This is a genomic window from Pedobacter sp. MC2016-24 (assembly GCF_015223055.1).
Lineage (GTDB): Bacteria > Bacteroidota > Bacteroidia > Sphingobacteriales > Sphingobacteriaceae > Pedobacter.
The window spans coordinates 417260-433836 of record NZ_JADFBX010000005.1 but is presented as its reverse complement, the minus strand read 5'-3'; the positions used below and the strand labels follow the sequence as shown (position 1 = coordinate 433836).

Genomic DNA, 16577 nt, shown 5'->3' with positions numbered 1-16577 from the left:
CTTACCATACATCAACAGTTTGAGCTCCTGAGGTTTGTTATCTTTGTGTGTTCCCTATTTTACTAACTAATGTAATGGACAATTTATTTAATTTCAAAAAATATACAAGTAATTTACAGGAAAAAGATTACCTGATGCCAGTTTTGTTTATCGGACATGGTTCTCCGATGAATGGGATTGAAGCCAACGAATTTAGTTTGCAATGGGCGGCGCAGGCACGCGATATTCCTGTGCCAGAAGCAGTGCTGGTCGTTTCTGCGCATTGGTTTACGAATGGGACACACATTACGGCAATGGATTTTCCGCAAACGATACACGATTTTGGGGGATTCCCACAAGCCTTGTTCGATGTGACATATGCTGCGCCGGGCAGTCCCGAGCTTGCTCTGGAGACGGCAGGGCTGATTCACAGCACGAATGTGGGGCTGGATCACGATTGGGGCCTGGATCATGGGGCCTGGACTGTAGTAAGGCACATGTATCCGGATGCGAATATTCCGGTACTTCAGTTGAGCATTGATTATACACGGGATGCCCGTTACCATTACGACCTTGCGCATGAACTTTATGGTTTACGCAAAAAAGGAGTACTGATATTAGGCAGTGGCAATATGGTACATAACTTGCGCATGATGAGCTGGGAAATGATTCATGGCGGGGGGTATGATTGGGCTTTACAGGCAAACGATACCTTTAAGCGGCTGATTTTAGCCAATGAACACCAACCTTTGACGACCTACGCGCAATTGGGTAAGGAAGCCATGCTGGCTATACCAACACCAGAACATTATTTACCGCTGATGTATACGCTGGGGTTAAAAAATGACCGGGAGGAGGTCTCCCTGTTTAACGATAAAGCTGTTGGTGGTTCCTTAACAATGACTTCAGTTCGGATTGGCTGATTACATGATTTTATGAAGTAAGTTCAATACCCAGTTTTTTTTGGCGTAAGGAGGATAAATCAAACTGGTCATGTTGAACCTGGACTGAAAAACTACAGCCCGTTCATGGGAAAAGGTTTTGAACCCAAAGATGCCATGGCAACTTCCTGTTCCACTTCCGTTAATCCCACCAAAGGGAAGTTTGGGATTGGAAATGTGGATGAGCACATCGTTGATACAGGCCCCGCCGGAACTGGTATTTTTGAGTATCTGCCTGATGTTTGTGCGTTTTTGACTAAAGAGATATAAAGCCAGGGGTTTGCTTTTGTCATTTATAAATTGAATGGCCTCGTCCAGTGTCTGATAGGTGATCATGGGCAGTATTGGTCCAAAAATTTCTTCTTTCATGATACTGGCATCTGCCGGAACCTGGGTTAATACCCAAGGGCCAATGGTATGCTTTTGCGTATTATGATGACCTTCCAGCGCAGCTGAAGCTCCCTTTTTTAGCGCATCTTTGACCAGTGCTGTCAGCCTGTCGAAATGGTGCTGACTGATGATTTTTGCATAGACAGACTCATCGATGGTTTGCTGATCTTTAAAAAACAAATCCTTTACTGCTTTTATATAATGTTGGATAAATACATCTTGTAGTTTTTCAGGGATGAGCAGATAATCTGGTGCAATACAGGTTTGACCGGCATTGATGAGCTTGCCCCAGGCGATTTTTTGTGCTGCCTGGGCCAGGTTAGCCGTGTCGTCAATAATGACTGGTGATTTACCGCCCAGTTCGAGGGTTACTGAGCTCAGGTGTTTCGCGGCAGCTGTCATGATGATTTTACCAATATTGGTGCTTCCGGTAAAAAAGATGTGATCAAAAGACAAAGTAAGCAGTGCGGTAGACATTTCTGCATCGCCTTCAAAACAAGCTATTTCTTCCTCCTCGAAACAATCCTCAATGATTCTTGCGATGATTGAACTGGTTTCCGGACTCAGTTCAGATGGTTTAAGAATTGCGCAGTTGCCAGCTGCAATGGCGGAGACTAAAGGACCGATCATCAGCTGGAAAGGGTAATTCCAGGGTGCGATGATCAGGCATACACCTTTTGGTTCGTAGTAAATCCTGTTTTTTGCAAGAAAGTTGCTGATGGTTTTGCCCACTTTTTTTGGTTGCATCCAGTCGCTGATGTTTTTAATGGCAAAATCGATCTCGCTGTGGATGAAAAGAATTTCAGTTACAGCCGCTTCGAAGGTGCATTTTCGGAGATCGCTTTTTAACGCCTCGTAAATTTCGCGTTCAAATTTACTGATGCTATTTTTTAATGCCGTTAATTTTTCAATTCTTTGCGTGGCATTGCTGTTTCGAAGCGTATATTTATGTTTCTGCTGAGCCTCAAAAACAGAATTGATGGTGTGCATCAGTGTCATAGGGATACGCGGTGTTTAAATTGTTAAAATACGTTAAATGGTAGGAGCGGTCGTTACACTAATGATAAAGTTAATTCATTTAAGCGATATTGCAAGGCGATACCTGCTTGAGTAAAAAATATGTTCATGAAATCTTCATTACCTTTAAAAAATAGAAGTATACGGATGAAAAAGATCGGTTTGATTATTTGTGCTTTTGTTCTGCTTAGCCAGATTACATCCGCGCAAACTGCAAAAACAGGGGTTTTGATTATCGGAAACGGAAGTGCTGCTCTGGCTGCCGGTATACAGTCGGCCATGTCTGGTGCAAAAACTACTTTGCTGATCCAGGCTCCGGAGTTTGTGCTGGCTCCATTGGAGCAAAACATTCATTCTGGCCTTGAAGCCGAATTTTTGCAAAAAATGCGTAAGGCTAAAGGTATCAAAGATGCTGAATCCCCGGTTTACCTGGACCAGACCAGTGCCAATGCTGTAGTGAAGCGTTGGGCAGATAGTGTAAAAAACTTAACGCTGATCAGTAACATCAAGTGGTCGCGTATTAAGCGTTCTGGCGGTGGCTGGAATGTTTTGCTGAGCAATGGAAAAGCCATCAAGGCGGTTGTATTGGTAAATGCGGATCAAAGCGGAAATGTAGGTGCGGCTATTGGTTTGCCTGTAGCCCCGGTTACGCGGTGGCATCCCTTTTCTTATGCGGATGATGTGTATAAAAACAGCATCGCTTCGGGAGCTTATGATGTGGGGACTGCTGTTAATTATGCCTTGCTGAAGGATTTCCAGGTGGAAGGACAGGAGAATTTACTGCATGTAAATACCAGATCTGAAAGTATGATTGCGGGACAAGCGGTGGGTGCTGCGGCGGCCTATGCAGCTTTCTATGACACCAAGACCTCTAAGGTGAATTTAAAGATGACCCAGGCCGAGCTGATCAAATTCCGCTTGTCGTTGGTTCCTTTCATCGATGTATCCAATGTTGATTCAAACTGGGTTGCGATACAGTTTGTTGGTCTTTCGGGCTTTTTAAAAGGAGAGGTTGTCAATGGTAAGCTCCGTTTTTTACCAGAGCAAAAAGTAACTACTGCAGAAATCAGGGATATGGTGAAAGCTTACTATTATAAAGCGCAGATCTGGTTTGATGATTATAAAGCTGAAGGAATGACGATTCAATCTACATTGAGCCTGGTTTGCTTTGTAGGGAATAAATCTCCGGAGCATACGCAGGCAGAGGTACTGAAAAAATGGACGAAGGATTATGGCTTTAAAAGCGACTTTGATTTAAAGCGAATGATTAGCCGCAGGGAATTTGCAGTTCTTGTCAATGCATATTTAAAACCATTTGACGTGAACATTGATGCCTCCGGCCGGGTGATCCGGTAGCTGTTTCAAATAGAATAAAACTAATTTTGTATGGTTATGTATAGTTTTTGACTATAGTGTTATCAATATTAAGTATGTGTTATATCTCCAATTTGGTTGTTTTTGAGTGGATATAGGCTTACCTTTGCACTGTCAAAAAAGAACATTAAATACAAAAATAATTATGGCAATAGTAGGTAAAAAATTCCCGAGTGTTAGTATCGATGCGATGTCAGAAATGGGTGATGATTTGAAAATCAACATCTTTGAAGAAGCAGTAAATAAGCAGAAAAAAGTATTATTATTCTGGTACCCAAAAGATTTCACTTTCGTTTGTCCAACAGAACTACATGCATTTCAAGCAGCATTGCCTGATTTTGAAAAAAGAAATACCCTTGTAATTGGCGCATCTTGCGATACCAACGAAGTTCATTTCGCCTGGTTAAATACGCCAAAAGATAACGGTGGTATCGAAGGTGTTACTTATCCGATTTTAGCGGATACCCACAGACATCTGGCGAATATTTTAGATATCGTTGAACAGGAAGTAGAGTATGATGAAGAAGGAAGAGAAGTATTTACGGGTTCAAATGTAACTTTCAGAGCAACTTACCTGATTGATGAGACTGGTAAAGTATTCCACGAAAGTGTAAATGATATGCCTGTAGGTAGAAATGTAAAAGAATATTTACGCTTAATTGACGCTTATGCTCACGTACAAAAGCATGGTGAAGTTTGTCCTGCAAACTGGGAAGAAGGTAAAGAAGCAATGAATGCCAACAGAACTGGCGTTGCTGAATACTTAAGCGCTAATTAATAACAACAAAAATTATGTTTTTAGAATTAACAGAAGATAATCTTCAACAATATGTTGCTGAAAACAACAAAGTAATGGTTCAGTATGCCGCATCCTGGTGTGGAAACTGCAGGATCATGAAACCGAAGTTTAAGAAACTGGCTGCTGAAAACGAAGATGTAACCTTTTTAATTGTGGACGCCGAGAAACTTCCGGCTTCACGTAAGCTTGCGAACGTTGACAATTTGCCGACGTTTGCTGCCTTTGAAGGCGGAGCGTTGGTTGAGCAGGTTCAGACCAATAAAGCAGAAGTATTGAATGAATTATTTGAAAAAATAAGATAATGAAAATTCCGGTAATAAAACAACTGTTCCAAAATAATACGCCTGAAAATCTTGAAGCTACGCTAAGCGTATTGGAAGCTTTTTGTGAGTTTAGAGGTGTGAGCGAACAGGAAATTGATGTGGCAGGAGAACTGATCACAAATATTTGCGGGGCGCTTGAGGTGCATGAAAGTGTAAAAGCCGGCGCTGCAGAGAAAGATGCGTTAAATGCATTTGGACAAAAGGTCATGGGCTCTATTGACAGAGGTTAATTTAGCTATAAGCATAAAAAAAGGCGAACTCATCGAGTTCGCCTTTTTTTATGCCTGGCTTTTTATGCTAAATTCCGGCCGGCATTGACAATACCGTAAACGGTTCTGATGGCTAGTTTTTCATAAGCCTGTTGCTCCTGATCGGTCACTTTATTCTGCAGCATTTCCAGTGCATAGTGCTGGATGAGTACAAGTGGCAGCACAATGCGTTCTCTGACTGCAATAGAGCTCTTCTCAACGGGGTAATTCTCCATGAGGGTCTCGTGGTTCGACAACTTTAATAACATCGTTTTAGAAAGCTCAAATTCGTCGTGCAGCATTTTCCAGAAAGCGCCATATTCCTTGTCGTTTGCAAAATGGGCGGTGATGGAGAAATCTGATTTACTCATCGACATCATACAATTGTCGATAATGGTTTTAAAATATCCGGATTCCTGATAGGTTTTAACTACTTTATCCCAATTGCCCAGTTCTTCCTGACTCTTCAAAGCTGTTCCCATACCATAGAAACCAGGAATGTTTTGTTTAAGCTGGCTCCAGGCAGTTACGAAACTGATGGCACGAAGGTCTTCCAGTTTTAATGCACCACCGGAATTTCTTTTGACAGGGCGGCTACTTATCGTAATTTTCGACAGCAGGGTTAATGGAGAAAAACGCTCCAGGTAGCTTAAAAACAATGGGTGTTTACGCAGCGCTACAAAAGAATCATAGGCTTCAGTAGCCATGGCGTCCAATAGATTTTTATGTAAAGGATCTAAGAGGATGTTGTGTTTTTCTTTGACGCCAGCAGAAATCCCGGCATTGATCAGTTGTTCGATATTGAATTCTGCACTGTCAATGGAGCCATATTGTGAGCTGATGGTCTGGCCCTGTATGGTTAACTGGATGTTCTTATTGGCAATTTCTTTGCCCATAGAGGCATAGAAACGGTGGGTTTTACCTCCGCCGCGGGCTGGTGGTCCACCCCGGCCGTCAAAAAATGCAAGTTGTATGTTGTGTTTATTTGCGGTTTCTGTTAAAGCTACCTTGGCATTAAAAATCGACCAGTTGGCCATCAGATAGCCACCATCTTTGGTGCTGTCGGAGAAACCGAGCATGATGTCCTGTTTATTGCCTCGCTTTTGTAAGTGCGCTTTGTAGAATGGATGCGAATACAGTGTTTCCATAATGACCGCAGCATCTGCCAGGTCGTGTACTGTTTCAAACAGGGGAACGAAGTCGATGGAAAGATTGTCTTCTTCCCAGCCATTCCAAAGGAACAATTCTATCAGTTGCAAGATGTCGCTGGCCTGCTGGCAGTTACTGATGATGAAACGATGACAGGCCAAAGCACCATTGCTTTCCTGGATCTGTTTGATCTCGGCAATGGTTTGGAGGGTATCATCTACCAGTGGGTCTGATGATTCCTCATAGTTTACCCGGGCACTTTTGAAAGAAAGGGCTTTAATTTTTTCCGCTTCTGATAAGCTATCGTAATTTTCCGGGAACAGAGAGATGATCGGTTTGCTTTGACGGCAATAGGCATGCACATCTCTCAACACACGACTGTCCTGTCTGATGTCCAATGAAGCGAAATGGCTGCCATACAGCTCAACTTTACGGATCAGATCGGAAGCCAGGTCTGCAAACAGGCCATTGTGGTCTTCGATCAACGTAGTTTTGATCTTATTCAGGTTTTCGATCAGGAAGTCCGCAATGTTTTCTGTTTCTATGTTTGGATCGAATGCATTTTTATACAAAACATCCTGTATGGTGGCGATGGGTTCTTCTACACCTCTGAAGGTAATCCTTCTCTTTAAGTTTCTAAAATCCCGGTAATAGCATCTGAAGAGAATCTGACGCAACATTTTAGACACCTGAATGGTAGATTCAGAATGTACATTTGGGTTTCCGTCACGATCTCCGCCTGGCCAGAAGCCAAGTTCGATGATCTTTTTTGATTCCAGGTTATAGTCGTTTAAGCTGCGGTCTATTTCGGTCTGGATATTTGCAGCGGCAAAATAGAACACATTTTCCAGGTACCAGGCTAAGCTTAAAGCTTCATCTACCGGGGTTGGCGATTTTTTATTGAAAAACGGGGTCTTGCCCAATTGCTGCAACAGGAGGTTGATGGTCGAAATGTCATTGGTTTTAATGGCGGAGGTTAAGTCTGTAATGATCGACAAAACACTGCCTGGATAAAACTGTGTCGGATGTGCCGTGAGGACCAAACGAAGGGAAAAGTCTTCGATCAGGGCTTCGATTTTATCATTTAAGGCTTTGTTATCGATTCCTTTCTTCAGATAGGAGAGTAAAGTATTTTGTTCTTCCGAAGCATTTAACTTATTAAAAGAGGCATCTTCTACGGCATCAAAAAGGACAACCTGACGTTCGATATACTGGATAAACCGGAATAAAAGATCGATCACGTCGGTGTTCGAATTGTTTTGCGTGTACTTCTTAAAAAAGGCATCAATGATCTCTGCTGGGGTTTCATGGCGGTTTACGCCATCTTCGCAGTATTTAATAAAAAGAGGTAAGAGGGTGCCCGTATCTTTTATTTTGTAAAAGGGAAGGGTAAGAAAAAGGCTATTGTAAAGTTCGAAACGCGACACAACTTCATTGTTGAATATCGATTCTCTCTGGCCTTTTGCACGTAGTTTTTGCATCATTTTAGGAGGTATTTTTTCGCGCTTAAGCTAGCAAAAATGATCCAAAAAACAGCGTAAAAGGTGTTAATAATTTTATTTTGATACTTCTGCTAAAATCGATAACTTAGATTTACAGAGATTGAATAAATCTTTTTAAAGTATTTGCGGGCCAGGCCTGTGATTCTAATTGTTATTTTTTTGGGGTATAAAACAGCCGTTAAGATTTCTTAACGGCTGTTTTATTTAAGTTGAATAGCTGAAGTTTTAGTGCAAATCTGCTGGAACTTCTACATTCTTTTTGAATTTCTGTAAATACAACAACGGGATAGAACACAAGAGTACCAAACCGGCAACCCAGTAAGCGTCACTATAGGTTAGCAATAAGCTCTGTTTGGTGACGGTTCCTTCTATGGCTTTTGCAGCCAGGTTTTTAGCATCCAGGTAATTGTATCCTTTGGCCATAAAATTATGGATGAAGGCATTGAAGCGTTCCGTAAAGGCTGGATTATACTCATTGATATTAACCAGCAGATTGCTGCGATGAAAACCCTGACGTACGTGGATTAATGTAGTCAAGGCCGCGATACCGAATGATCCGCCCAATTGTCTCATCATGTTGTTTAAGCCTGAACCTTGCCCGATTTCTGCACCTTTCAGATCCTGAATGGCCAGGGTAGTCAGCGGAACGAACAATAATGCCATTCCGACACCCCTGATGACCAATGGCAGGAAGAAGTCGTTTGTTCCTGATTGTAAAGTCGATTTACTCAGCATCGAGCAGAATACAAAAAAGAGGAACATACCTATGGTAGCCATAAACTGCGCTGGAATACCTTTTTTAAGGAAAATCCCAATGAAAGGCATCATCAAAATGGTACATAGCCCACCCGGGAATAACAGCTCCCCCGTTTGAAGTGGTGAGAAACCCAATAAGTTCTGACAGAAAACAGGGAATACAAACACCGATCCATACAAACCGAAACCGAGAATAAAGGAAGTGAACATCCCTATTGAAAAGCTTCGGTGACGCATGATCTTGAAGTTCACAATCGGGTGGTCGGTACTCATTTCCCGCCAGATGAACAACAGCAAGCCAAGAACGGATGCCACAGCAAGTGCTGTAATGTATGGCGTTGCAAACCAGTCTTCACTTTCTCCTTTTTCCAGGACCGTTTGTAAACTTCCTACTGCGATGGCCAGTAAGGCAATTCCCCACCAGTCGACCGGCATACCTTTGCCATCTTTTGGCGTCTCGCGCACAAACATATAGGTACAGTAGGCCGCGAGGATTCCGACAGGAATATTTACGTAAAAGATCATCGGCCAGGTACTGATTTCCAATAAATAGCCACCAATGGTTGGGCCAACGGTTGGTCCAACGACGGCGCCCAGTCCAAATAGGGCCGTGGCAATACCCACATCTTCTCTTGGCCAGGTTTCAATTAAGATGGCCTGTGCAGTGGAGATCAAACCACCACCAGCAAGTCCCTGCAGGATCCGGAAGGCGATGAGTTCTTCCAGATTGGTTGCGTTACCGCACAAAAAAGAAGCGATGGTGAACAGGATAATGGAAAACAGGAAATAGTTTTTACGTCCGAAACGACTACCGAGCCATCCGGACATGGGCAATACGATTACATTAGCAACCGCATAGCCGGTAGATAACCAGGCCACATCCTCGAGGGTTGCGCCCAGGTTTCCCTGTATTTGGGGTATGGCAACGTTTACAATCGTGGTATCAATCAGCTCCAGTAAAGAAGCAGTGATCACTGTAAACGTGATTACCCACTTTTTTAAACCTTTCTCGGCCATTTTTAGTCTTTTATAGAAACAGAAACTTTAACACTCATGCCCGGGCGCAATTTTTCTAACACGTCTTTAGGGGCTTTCGTGATTTTAATTTTAACGGGAACACGTTGTACTACTTTCACAAAGTTTCCGGTTGCGTTGTCTGGAGGCAGTAAAGAGCCTTTTGCACCGGTAATTGGCGCAAAATTGTAAACTTCACCTTCTACATCATCTTTTGGATAGGCATCAACTTCAATTTTTACCTTAGAGCCTGGCTTGATGTCCTCCAATTGTGTTTCTTTGAAATTTGCAGTTACATAAATGCTGTTTTCGTTTACAATCGAAAATAAAGATTGTCCAGCTTGTACCAACTGGCCTTTTTGTACATTCTTTTTAGACACGATACCAGTAGCCGGGGCTTTAATTTCTGTGTATGACAATTGCAATTTTGCAAAATCAACATCAGATTGACGCTGACTTACACCATTATGGCTTACTGCCAGTTGAGACTGTGTTGTTCCTACTTGTTTAACAGCAGCGGTATATTGATCCTGCGCAGCGGTATATGCCGCCTGGGCGGATTCTTTTTGCGCTTTGGCCTGATCAAAAGCCTGTTGTGTTACTGAGCCATCTTTAACCAGGTTGGCATAACGGTCGTAATCTTTTTGGGCAAGGTTTAATTTAACCCTTGCAGCTTCGATATTTGCTTTGGCTGTACTGGTATTGGCAGCTGTAGCGGCAATCTGAGATTCGGATACACCTACGCCTGCACTTGCACCTTGCTGACCGGCCATTGCTTGTTCCAGTTTTACTTTATAATCGCTGTCGTCCAGTTTAACAAGTATATCGCCTTGATTTACCTTGGTGTTTTCTTCAAATTTAATTTCCTGTACGTAACCACCAACGCGGGCGACTACCGGACTGATATCGCCGTCGATTTGCGCATCATCGGTATCCACGTGTTTACTATAATAGATATATTCTTTGGTGCCGAAAAAGGCACCTATAATGATAAGCACGCCTAAAATGATAGGTATAACTTTATTTTTCTTTTTTGTTTCCGTTGTCATCGCTTGATTTGTTAAGGTATTATTGAGAAATTTTTCCTGTTGATTTTAATAAAGTGTAATAAGCCAGCCCGGCATCGGCTTTGGCCAGTTCCAGATTGATTTTTGCCTGGTACAATAACGTCTCTGCATCGATGCGGTCAATGGCGGATGCTACGTTGTTTTTGTATTTAGATTCCAGCAATTTATCATTTTCTGTAGCCTGGGCAATAGAGGTCTCTAATACTGATATTTTACTTAAGGCCAGTTTATAATCCTGATAGTTCTTATTGATTTCAGTTTTTACATTATCTGAAATCAGATCTTTCTGGATGTCAATGCTTTTTTGCTGGATACGGGCTTCTGACACCTTGTTTTTGTTGGTCCAAAGGTTACCGATGTTCCAGGAGATGTTCGCACCAATGGTTATCGGAACGATATACTGATTGGTTGGCGGAATGAAACTGCCACTTGGGTTTATATAATATAAATTGGCACCTACACCTACAGTAGGTAAGGTGTTCGCTTTAACCGATTTGATGTTTACATCGGCTAACTTATTTTGAAGGTCCAGTTGTTTCAATTCTTGTCTGCTAGCAAAAGCGGCCTCCATGTAATTGCTTAAAGGAGCCAATTGTTTGATTTCTTTATCCGGATCGGAGATTTCAATCTCCGTATTTTCATTCAGACCCAGCAGAATATCCAGATTATAGTTGATGATTTTTCTGTTGTTTTCAATTTCCATTCCGGTGAGGGAGATGTTTGCCTGTTGCAATTGAAATCTCAGCACATCATTCTTGGTTACGATTCCCTGTTCAAAGAAGCGTTGAGATTGCTTCAGTTGACCGGCAATGGCTTCCAGGTTTTGTGCAACTACTTTTTTGCTTTGCAATACCTTGAAGAGTGAATAATAGGTGTTGATTACGGCATAGCTGATTTCTTCCTTGCTTTTGTCGGCGTCCAGTCTCGCTACTTCCGTAAGCAATTTGGTTGACTCTTCAGCATACCTTAGCTTGCCACCACCATAAATCAATTCTTCAACAGCAGCAGTCCCTACGAAAGCATCTGCACGTTTAGGCAGGTGAAGGGGATCTGCGCCTCCAATAATTAAGGTATTGGTTGGGATTTCTGCGTGATTGTATAAAAACGAAGCTTTTGCGGTAGGCAAGGCATTGTCTTTTACTACATTTAAGTTGGCAATGGCCTGATCAATTTTGTTTTGAGACAGCTTCAGATTTTTGCTGTTCTCGATACCAAGGGCGATTGCTTCCTGTAAGCTTAGTTTTTTGGTTTCCTGGGCATATAAGAGTCCGGGAAGCAAAAAAGCCAGAAAGCTTAATTTGATAGATTTGTGTATCATTGTTTGGATGTTAAATACGTGGTTATTAAATCTTTTAAATAGTCGACCAGCCGTTGAGTGATCAGCTTTCGGTCTTCCGTGTTGTTGATGTCCAGGGCGGTTCCGGAAGTTATTTTTGCCGGATTAATGGCCACATTGCTAATCGTTCCCATAAGCGAGGCGATAAACATTCTGACGTCAACCTGTCGGAAATCTCCGGCCGCAATGCCACTGTTGATGAGTTCTTCGACGATCGCCTGGTTCTCGACCATGGCATTTTTAATTTTGAAAAACATTTCCGGACGATGTGGCAGTGAAAGTTCCCTATGCATCATTTTATGTAAATTGTGGTTACATAAAATCCGGGTTGCATAACCTTGAATGGCTTTGATCAGTTTTTCTAAATGAGGCAGATCTTCTAATTTGATGCTGTTTAGCTGGTTGCTGAAACCAGCAATGCGGTAACTCATGATTTCCATGAATACGCCTTCTTTAGAACCAAAATAATAATTGATCATGGCCATATTAGCGCCGGCTTCCTTTGCGATTTGCCGGGTTGAAGTAGCCTCGTACCCGAGTTGTGAGAACAGTTTTTCTGCTGCCTCCAGGATATTTGCTTTTTTATCTACTTTTTCCATGTTGAATTTGACCCGACAAAATTAATCAATCGATTGATTAATTTTAAGAAAGAAACGATTCTATGTTAATAATGACTGAAGGCTGACAGTGCAAGCTTTGAAATTAAAGGGGCCTGTGCGCCTTGAAGCGTAGAATTTTGATGGAAATCTGTCAATAATTGCATAGAGATCAAATAAATCAATATCTTTGGCAGCTAAGATTTAACATGATGATTAAACAAGAAGACAACAGTAAATACGACTGGGCATACTATGTATTAGGTCTGGTTTTTGGAATTTTAACAGCAGCAATCATTTCAGGTAGTTTCCTTTGGTCTGTATTAGGCGGAATTATCGGCTTTATATTTGGCGCTGTTTTCTTAAACGGTATTGTTAAAGGTCGGGAATATTAATTGATACCGACGTTATTGTCAGGAACATGAAAAGACTGGGCTTTATTGTATTGGCAATGTTTAGTTGTGGTGTTTATGCGCAGGAGCCGAAATTTGCTCCTGTGGATACCAGTCCGGCCGACATAGTTTATTTTCCATTAAATGCAGCTAAAGCTAAAGACGATTCTAAACCGCTTGTGAAATTGGTTTATTCAAGGCCAACTAAAAAGGGTCGGGAGATTTTCGGTGTTCTGGAGCAATTTGAGAAAGTATGGCGCCTGGGCGCCAATGAATCAACGGAGATTAAATTCTACAAACACGTTCGTATTGGCGGCAAGCGGATTAAAGCAGGTACCTATAGCCTTTTTGCGATTCCAGGTCGGGAAAAATGGACATTTATTGTCAATAAACAGGTTGACCGTTGGGGCGCTTTTAGTTATGATTCGAGTAAAGACCTGGTTAGAATTGAGGTGCCTGTAATCCAGTTACTCAAGCCCATGGAATCTTTTTCCATGACATTTGTTACGCAAACTTACGGTGCAGATTTAACAATTGGCTGGGACACCACCATGGTGCAGGTGCCCATCCAAATCAAATAGTTAATGTCCGCCAGCTATAAACTTCAAGCCTAAGATAGATCCGATTAGTGTGGCGATGAAAAATACGCGCCAGAAATTGGCCGGTTCTTCAAAAAATAAAATTCCGACCAGAACGGTGCCTACAGCACCAATGCCTGTCCAAACCGCATAGGCTGTACCCATTGGCAAGGTTTGTGTGGCTTTGTTTAGCAGTAAAAAACTCAGGGTTATACAAACAAAGAAGCCAATACTCCACTTGAGGTTGCTGAAATTATTCGAAAGTTTTAAGCAGGTGGTAAAGCCGATTTCAAAGAGGCCGGCGATAATCAATACAATCCAATTCATATTTTTTTTATACAAAAGTAAGCTTTGCGGCAAGGACACTTTTTTACAAATGTTAAAAAATGCGGTCCAGGAGATTTATCTTTACAAAAACACGAGCATTTTGCAGCATATTTTAGACAAGCTTACGCAGATTTACCCTTTAGATGAACGGCATATTGCACAACTGCGTGGCTTAATGCGCAGGGTTGAAATGCCTAGAAACAGGGTTATCATCCGCGCTGATCGCGTCGAAAAATCCATTTACTTTATTGAGAAGGGGATTGCAAGGGCTTATTGTGATGGGCCAGATAACCAGATCACCTTTTGGTTTGGTATGGAAGGGGATTTGATTTTTTCCTATAACAGTTATATCAATGGATTAGCAGGTTATGAAAGTGTGGAATTGTTGGAGGCCTGCGTTTTACATGAAATTAATTTGGACGATTTGCAGCAACTTTTTGATTCGGATGTTGTGTTTGCGAACTGGGGGCGTAAACTCGCGGAGCGAGAGCTGATTAAAACAGAAGAAAGGCTGATAGCCAGGTTGTTCAGGTCGGCTACTGAGCGTTATCAGGAGCTTCTGAGCAGTAACCCCGCGTTGATCCAAAGGATACAACTGGGTTATATTGCCTCTTATTTAGGTGTTACACAGGTAACCCTAAGCCGGATCCGGGCAGAAATCAGATAGTTATACCATTTTATTCAGTATGGCGACTGTTAACCTGCTTACACAGTTCATTTTTCCTTTATCGTTGTAAATTTTGATTTCCCAAACATGGGTTTTAGCCCCGATGTGTAATGGTTTACAGATTCCGGTGACCAGACCGCTTTTAACAGGCCGGAGGTGGTTTGCATTAATTTCCAGGCCTACAGCCTGATATTTATCCGGATCAATAACCATAAAAGAAGCGATACTACCCAATGTTTCTGCAAGTACAACAGAGGCTCCTCCGTGTAAAATACCTGCAGGTTGGTGTGTTCGTTCATCGACCGGCATAGTCGCCGTTAACGTATCTTCCGCTACCTGGGTAAATTGGATATCCAGGAAAGCACCCATGTGATTTTTGGGTCGGTCGTTTAACATTTCAGGTGTAAAATTTGTAAACCAGATCATAAGTAACGCTCTTTGATGATTTGTGTATGGTGGATCAGGTGACCTGCAATTACAAAAAGCAGGGCCCGGACAGAAATTTGCCTTTCTGATGCTGTTCCACTGCGGTTTAATTCCTTTTCTGTCAGGCTTTGAAACAGAAATAAGTTCGCTTTTCTGAGTAAAGAGAACTCTTCGGCCAGGCTGTGAAGGGTTCTGTCCTGAAAATGTGCATTTGCTACATATTCATCCTCTTCAAAGCCTGGTAAGGCATGAATTTCCCCGCGGGCAAAGCAGGTAAGGCGATATGCAAAAACACGCTCTGAATCGATGATGTGGCCAATCAGTTGCTTGATGGTCCATTTTCCCGGCGCATAAGCATAGTCGCCCTTTTTTCCTAAACCGCTGATAAATTCAGGAAAGTCCGTGGCTTGTTTTTTCAAGATCTTTTGTACATCTGCATCTACCAGGGATATGTACGCTTCAGCCCATACGGGGTACTCATGTGTTTGAGGTAGGTTCATAGGTTATGCTGCTTTTTAAAACAATTCGAAATGTAGTTCCTTTACCAAGTTCAGATTCCCTGACGAAGATCTGACCATTGTGATAGTTTTCAATAATCCTTTTGGTTAAGGATAAGCCCAGGCCCCAGCCGCGTTTTCTGGTGGTATAACCTGGTTGGAAAACTGCATCGAACTTGGAACGGGCAATGCCTTTTCCGGTGTCGGTCACATCAATAAATACTTCTTCCTTAGTCAGGTTTTCTATGATGTCTATGGTGATATTGCCTTCGTTTTCAATGGCATTGGCTGCATTTTTAAGTAGATTTTCTATGACCCAGTCAAACAAAGGTACATTCAGTAATGCCCGTACCTGCTCGTCGCCTGTAATCTTGAAAACGATTTTATCGGATGTGCGGAGTTTAAAATATTGGACAAAATTATAGATTACGGTATAAACCACATGATCTTCTACAATGGGTTTGGACCCGATCTTAGAAAAACGATCGGTAATGACCTCGAGTCTTTTGATGTCGTTTTCCATTTCGGCAATCAGCGGGTCATCTTCCGCGTCAAAGCGTGATTTCATCAGTTCTACCCAGGCCATGAGGGAGGATATGGGCGTACCCAGCTGGTGTGCTGTTTCTTTCGCCATTCCGACCCATACCTGGTCTTGTTCTGCCTTTCGGGCAGAGCTGAAGGCTACGTATGCGGTAAGCAGGAATAAGGCTATTACTGCCAGTTGAATGTATGGAAAGTATCTCAACTGTGTTAATGTCGCAGAGTCTTTGTAGTAAATGTACCAGCGGTTGCCGTCTAAGCCAATGATTGGGGTAGGCGGATGCTGCTGTTTCATTTTTTTAAGTTCGCGGGCAAAATAGCCAGGATCATAGGTTTTATTCGGTTGTTTCTCTACCTCGTAATTGGTTTTGGTCGAGTCCAGACCCTGATAGGAAAGAATGGTACCGCCGGAATCGATCATGATTACCGGTAGTTTTGTATTTGTTCTGATCAGGTCAATTAAACTGGTGTAGCGGTCGTCATCATACATCACCATCGATTGCTCTGTTACTTTCACAAAGAGCTGTAGCTGGATCTGCTCTTCGCGTTCCATTTTTTTAACAAAGGAGTCGCTGTAAAAAACTGATGCAGTGCCTATAACGATGGCAAAAACAAGCAAAAAGAATTTCCAGCGGCGTTTTTTTTCGTATGGATTCATA

At 42.3% G+C, this 16577-nt stretch carries 18 protein-coding genes; 8 read left to right on the top strand and 10 right to left on the bottom strand.

The genetic code is table 11. The features are described from left to right. Window positions 1-74 precede the first annotated feature (74 nt). Window positions 75-902, top strand: coding sequence for a 4,5-DOPA dioxygenase extradiol (ygiD, locus tag IM797_RS15115; protein ID WP_194127974.1), 828 nt, complete (start codon window positions 75-77; stop codon window positions 900-902). Here the strand turns inward: ygiD and IM797_RS15110 are convergent, their stop codons facing one another. Continuing rightward, complete coding sequence (locus tag IM797_RS15110; RefSeq protein ID WP_194127973.1) at window positions 903-2309, bottom strand: aldehyde dehydrogenase family protein; 1407 nt, start codon at window positions 2307-2309, stop codon at window positions 903-905. It abuts the gene before it with no gap. Between the two features lie 126 nt (window positions 2310-2435). On the opposite strand from IM797_RS15110, the gene IM797_RS15105 reads away from it, so the two are divergent. The 4 genes from IM797_RS15105 (at window position 2436) to IM797_RS15090 (ending at window position 5053) form a co-directional block, all read left to right on the top strand. After that, the gene (locus tag IM797_RS15105; RefSeq protein WP_194127972.1) at window positions 2436-3683 is read left to right on the top strand and encodes an FAD-dependent oxidoreductase; all 1248 of its coding nucleotides are present in this window, start codon (window positions 2436-2438) and stop codon (window positions 3681-3683) included. Between the two features lie 163 nt (window positions 3684-3846). Then, window positions 3847-4479 carry a peroxiredoxin gene (locus IM797_RS15100; protein WP_194127971.1) on the top strand — a complete coding sequence of 211 codons (633 nt, stop codon included), beginning with the start codon at window positions 3847-3849 and terminating at the stop codon, window positions 4477-4479. A 14-nt stretch (window positions 4480-4493) separates the two neighbouring features. Then, complete coding sequence (locus tag IM797_RS15095; RefSeq protein ID WP_194127970.1) at window positions 4494-4802, top strand: co-chaperone YbbN; 309 nt, start codon at window positions 4494-4496, stop codon at window positions 4800-4802. After that, on the top strand, window positions 4802-5053 hold the full coding sequence (locus IM797_RS15090) for a hypothetical protein (RefSeq protein ID WP_194127969.1): 252 nt from the start codon (window positions 4802-4804) through the stop codon (window positions 5051-5053). The genes IM797_RS15095 and IM797_RS15090 overlap by 1 nt, the downstream gene beginning before the upstream one ends. A 62-nt stretch (window positions 5054-5115) precedes the next feature. Here IM797_RS15090 and IM797_RS15085 read toward each other — a convergent pair whose 3' ends face one another. The 5 genes from IM797_RS15085 to IM797_RS15065 all read right to left on the bottom strand — a co-directional run bounded on the left by IM797_RS15085 (window position 5116) and on the right by IM797_RS15065 (window position 12494). Beyond that, window positions 5116-7704, bottom strand: a complete 2589-nt coding sequence (locus IM797_RS15085; RefSeq protein WP_194127968.1) for a phosphoenolpyruvate carboxylase — start codon at window positions 7702-7704, stop codon at window positions 5116-5118. A gap of 243 nt (window positions 7705-7947) precedes the next feature. Further along, window positions 7948-9495 carry a DHA2 family efflux MFS transporter permease subunit gene (locus tag IM797_RS15080; RefSeq protein ID WP_194127967.1) on the bottom strand — a complete coding sequence of 516 codons (1548 nt, stop codon included), beginning with the start codon at window positions 9493-9495 and terminating at the stop codon, window positions 7948-7950. Window positions 9496-9497: 2 nt separating this feature from the next. After that, the gene (locus tag IM797_RS15075) at window positions 9498-10541 is read right to left on the bottom strand and encodes an HlyD family secretion protein (protein ID WP_194127966.1); all 1044 of its coding nucleotides are present in this window, start codon (window positions 10539-10541) and stop codon (window positions 9498-9500) included. A 19-nt stretch (window positions 10542-10560) separates the two neighbouring features. Then, on the bottom strand, window positions 10561-11877 hold the full coding sequence (locus IM797_RS15070; protein WP_194127965.1) for a TolC family protein: 1317 nt from the start codon (window positions 11875-11877) through the stop codon (window positions 10561-10563). Next, window positions 11874-12494, bottom strand: coding sequence for a TetR/AcrR family transcriptional regulator (locus IM797_RS15065; RefSeq protein WP_194127964.1), 621 nt, complete (start codon window positions 12492-12494; stop codon window positions 11874-11876). Before IM797_RS15065 ends, IM797_RS15070 begins: the two co-directional genes overlap by 4 nt. A gap of 206 nt (window positions 12495-12700) precedes the next feature. On the opposite strand from IM797_RS15065, the gene IM797_RS15060 reads away from it, so the two are divergent. Continuing rightward, window positions 12701-12886, top strand: a complete 186-nt coding sequence (locus tag IM797_RS15060) for a hypothetical protein (protein WP_228098875.1) — start codon at window positions 12701-12703, stop codon at window positions 12884-12886. A gap of 26 nt (window positions 12887-12912) precedes the next feature. Continuing rightward, window positions 12913-13464 carry a DUF2911 domain-containing protein gene (locus IM797_RS15055; protein ID WP_194127963.1) on the top strand — a complete coding sequence of 184 codons (552 nt, stop codon included), beginning with the start codon at window positions 12913-12915 and terminating at the stop codon, window positions 13462-13464. On the opposite strand, the gene IM797_RS15050 is transcribed toward IM797_RS15055, so the two are convergent. Further along, complete coding sequence (locus IM797_RS15050) at window positions 13465-13788, bottom strand: multidrug efflux SMR transporter (protein WP_194127962.1); 324 nt, start codon at window positions 13786-13788, stop codon at window positions 13465-13467. It lies immediately after the preceding gene. Between the two features lie 100 nt (window positions 13789-13888). Here IM797_RS15050 and IM797_RS15045 point away from each other — a divergent pair, with 100 nt between their 5' ends. After that, window positions 13889-14455: a Crp/Fnr family transcriptional regulator gene (locus IM797_RS15045; RefSeq protein ID WP_228098874.1), complete on the top strand. Its 567-nt coding sequence runs from the start codon at window positions 13889-13891 to the stop codon at window positions 14453-14455. Here the strand turns inward: IM797_RS15045 and IM797_RS15040 are convergent, their stop codons facing one another. The 3 genes from IM797_RS15040 to IM797_RS15030 are packed head-to-tail and all read right to left on the bottom strand — an operon-like array spanning window position 14456 to window position 16576. Continuing rightward, window positions 14456-14851, bottom strand: a complete 396-nt coding sequence (locus IM797_RS15040; RefSeq protein ID WP_228098873.1) for a hotdog fold thioesterase — start codon at window positions 14849-14851, stop codon at window positions 14456-14458. A 26-nt stretch (window positions 14852-14877) separates the two neighbouring features. Continuing rightward, a complete protein-coding gene (locus IM797_RS15035) occupies window positions 14878-15381 on the bottom strand; it encodes a DinB family protein (protein WP_194127959.1) in 504 nt (167 codons plus the stop codon). Continuing rightward, window positions 15359-16576: a HAMP domain-containing sensor histidine kinase gene (locus IM797_RS15030; protein WP_194127958.1), complete on the bottom strand. Its 1218-nt coding sequence runs from the start codon at window positions 16574-16576 to the stop codon at window positions 15359-15361. The genes IM797_RS15035 and IM797_RS15030 overlap by 23 nt, the downstream gene beginning before the upstream one ends. Window position 16577: the final 1 nt, after the last annotated feature.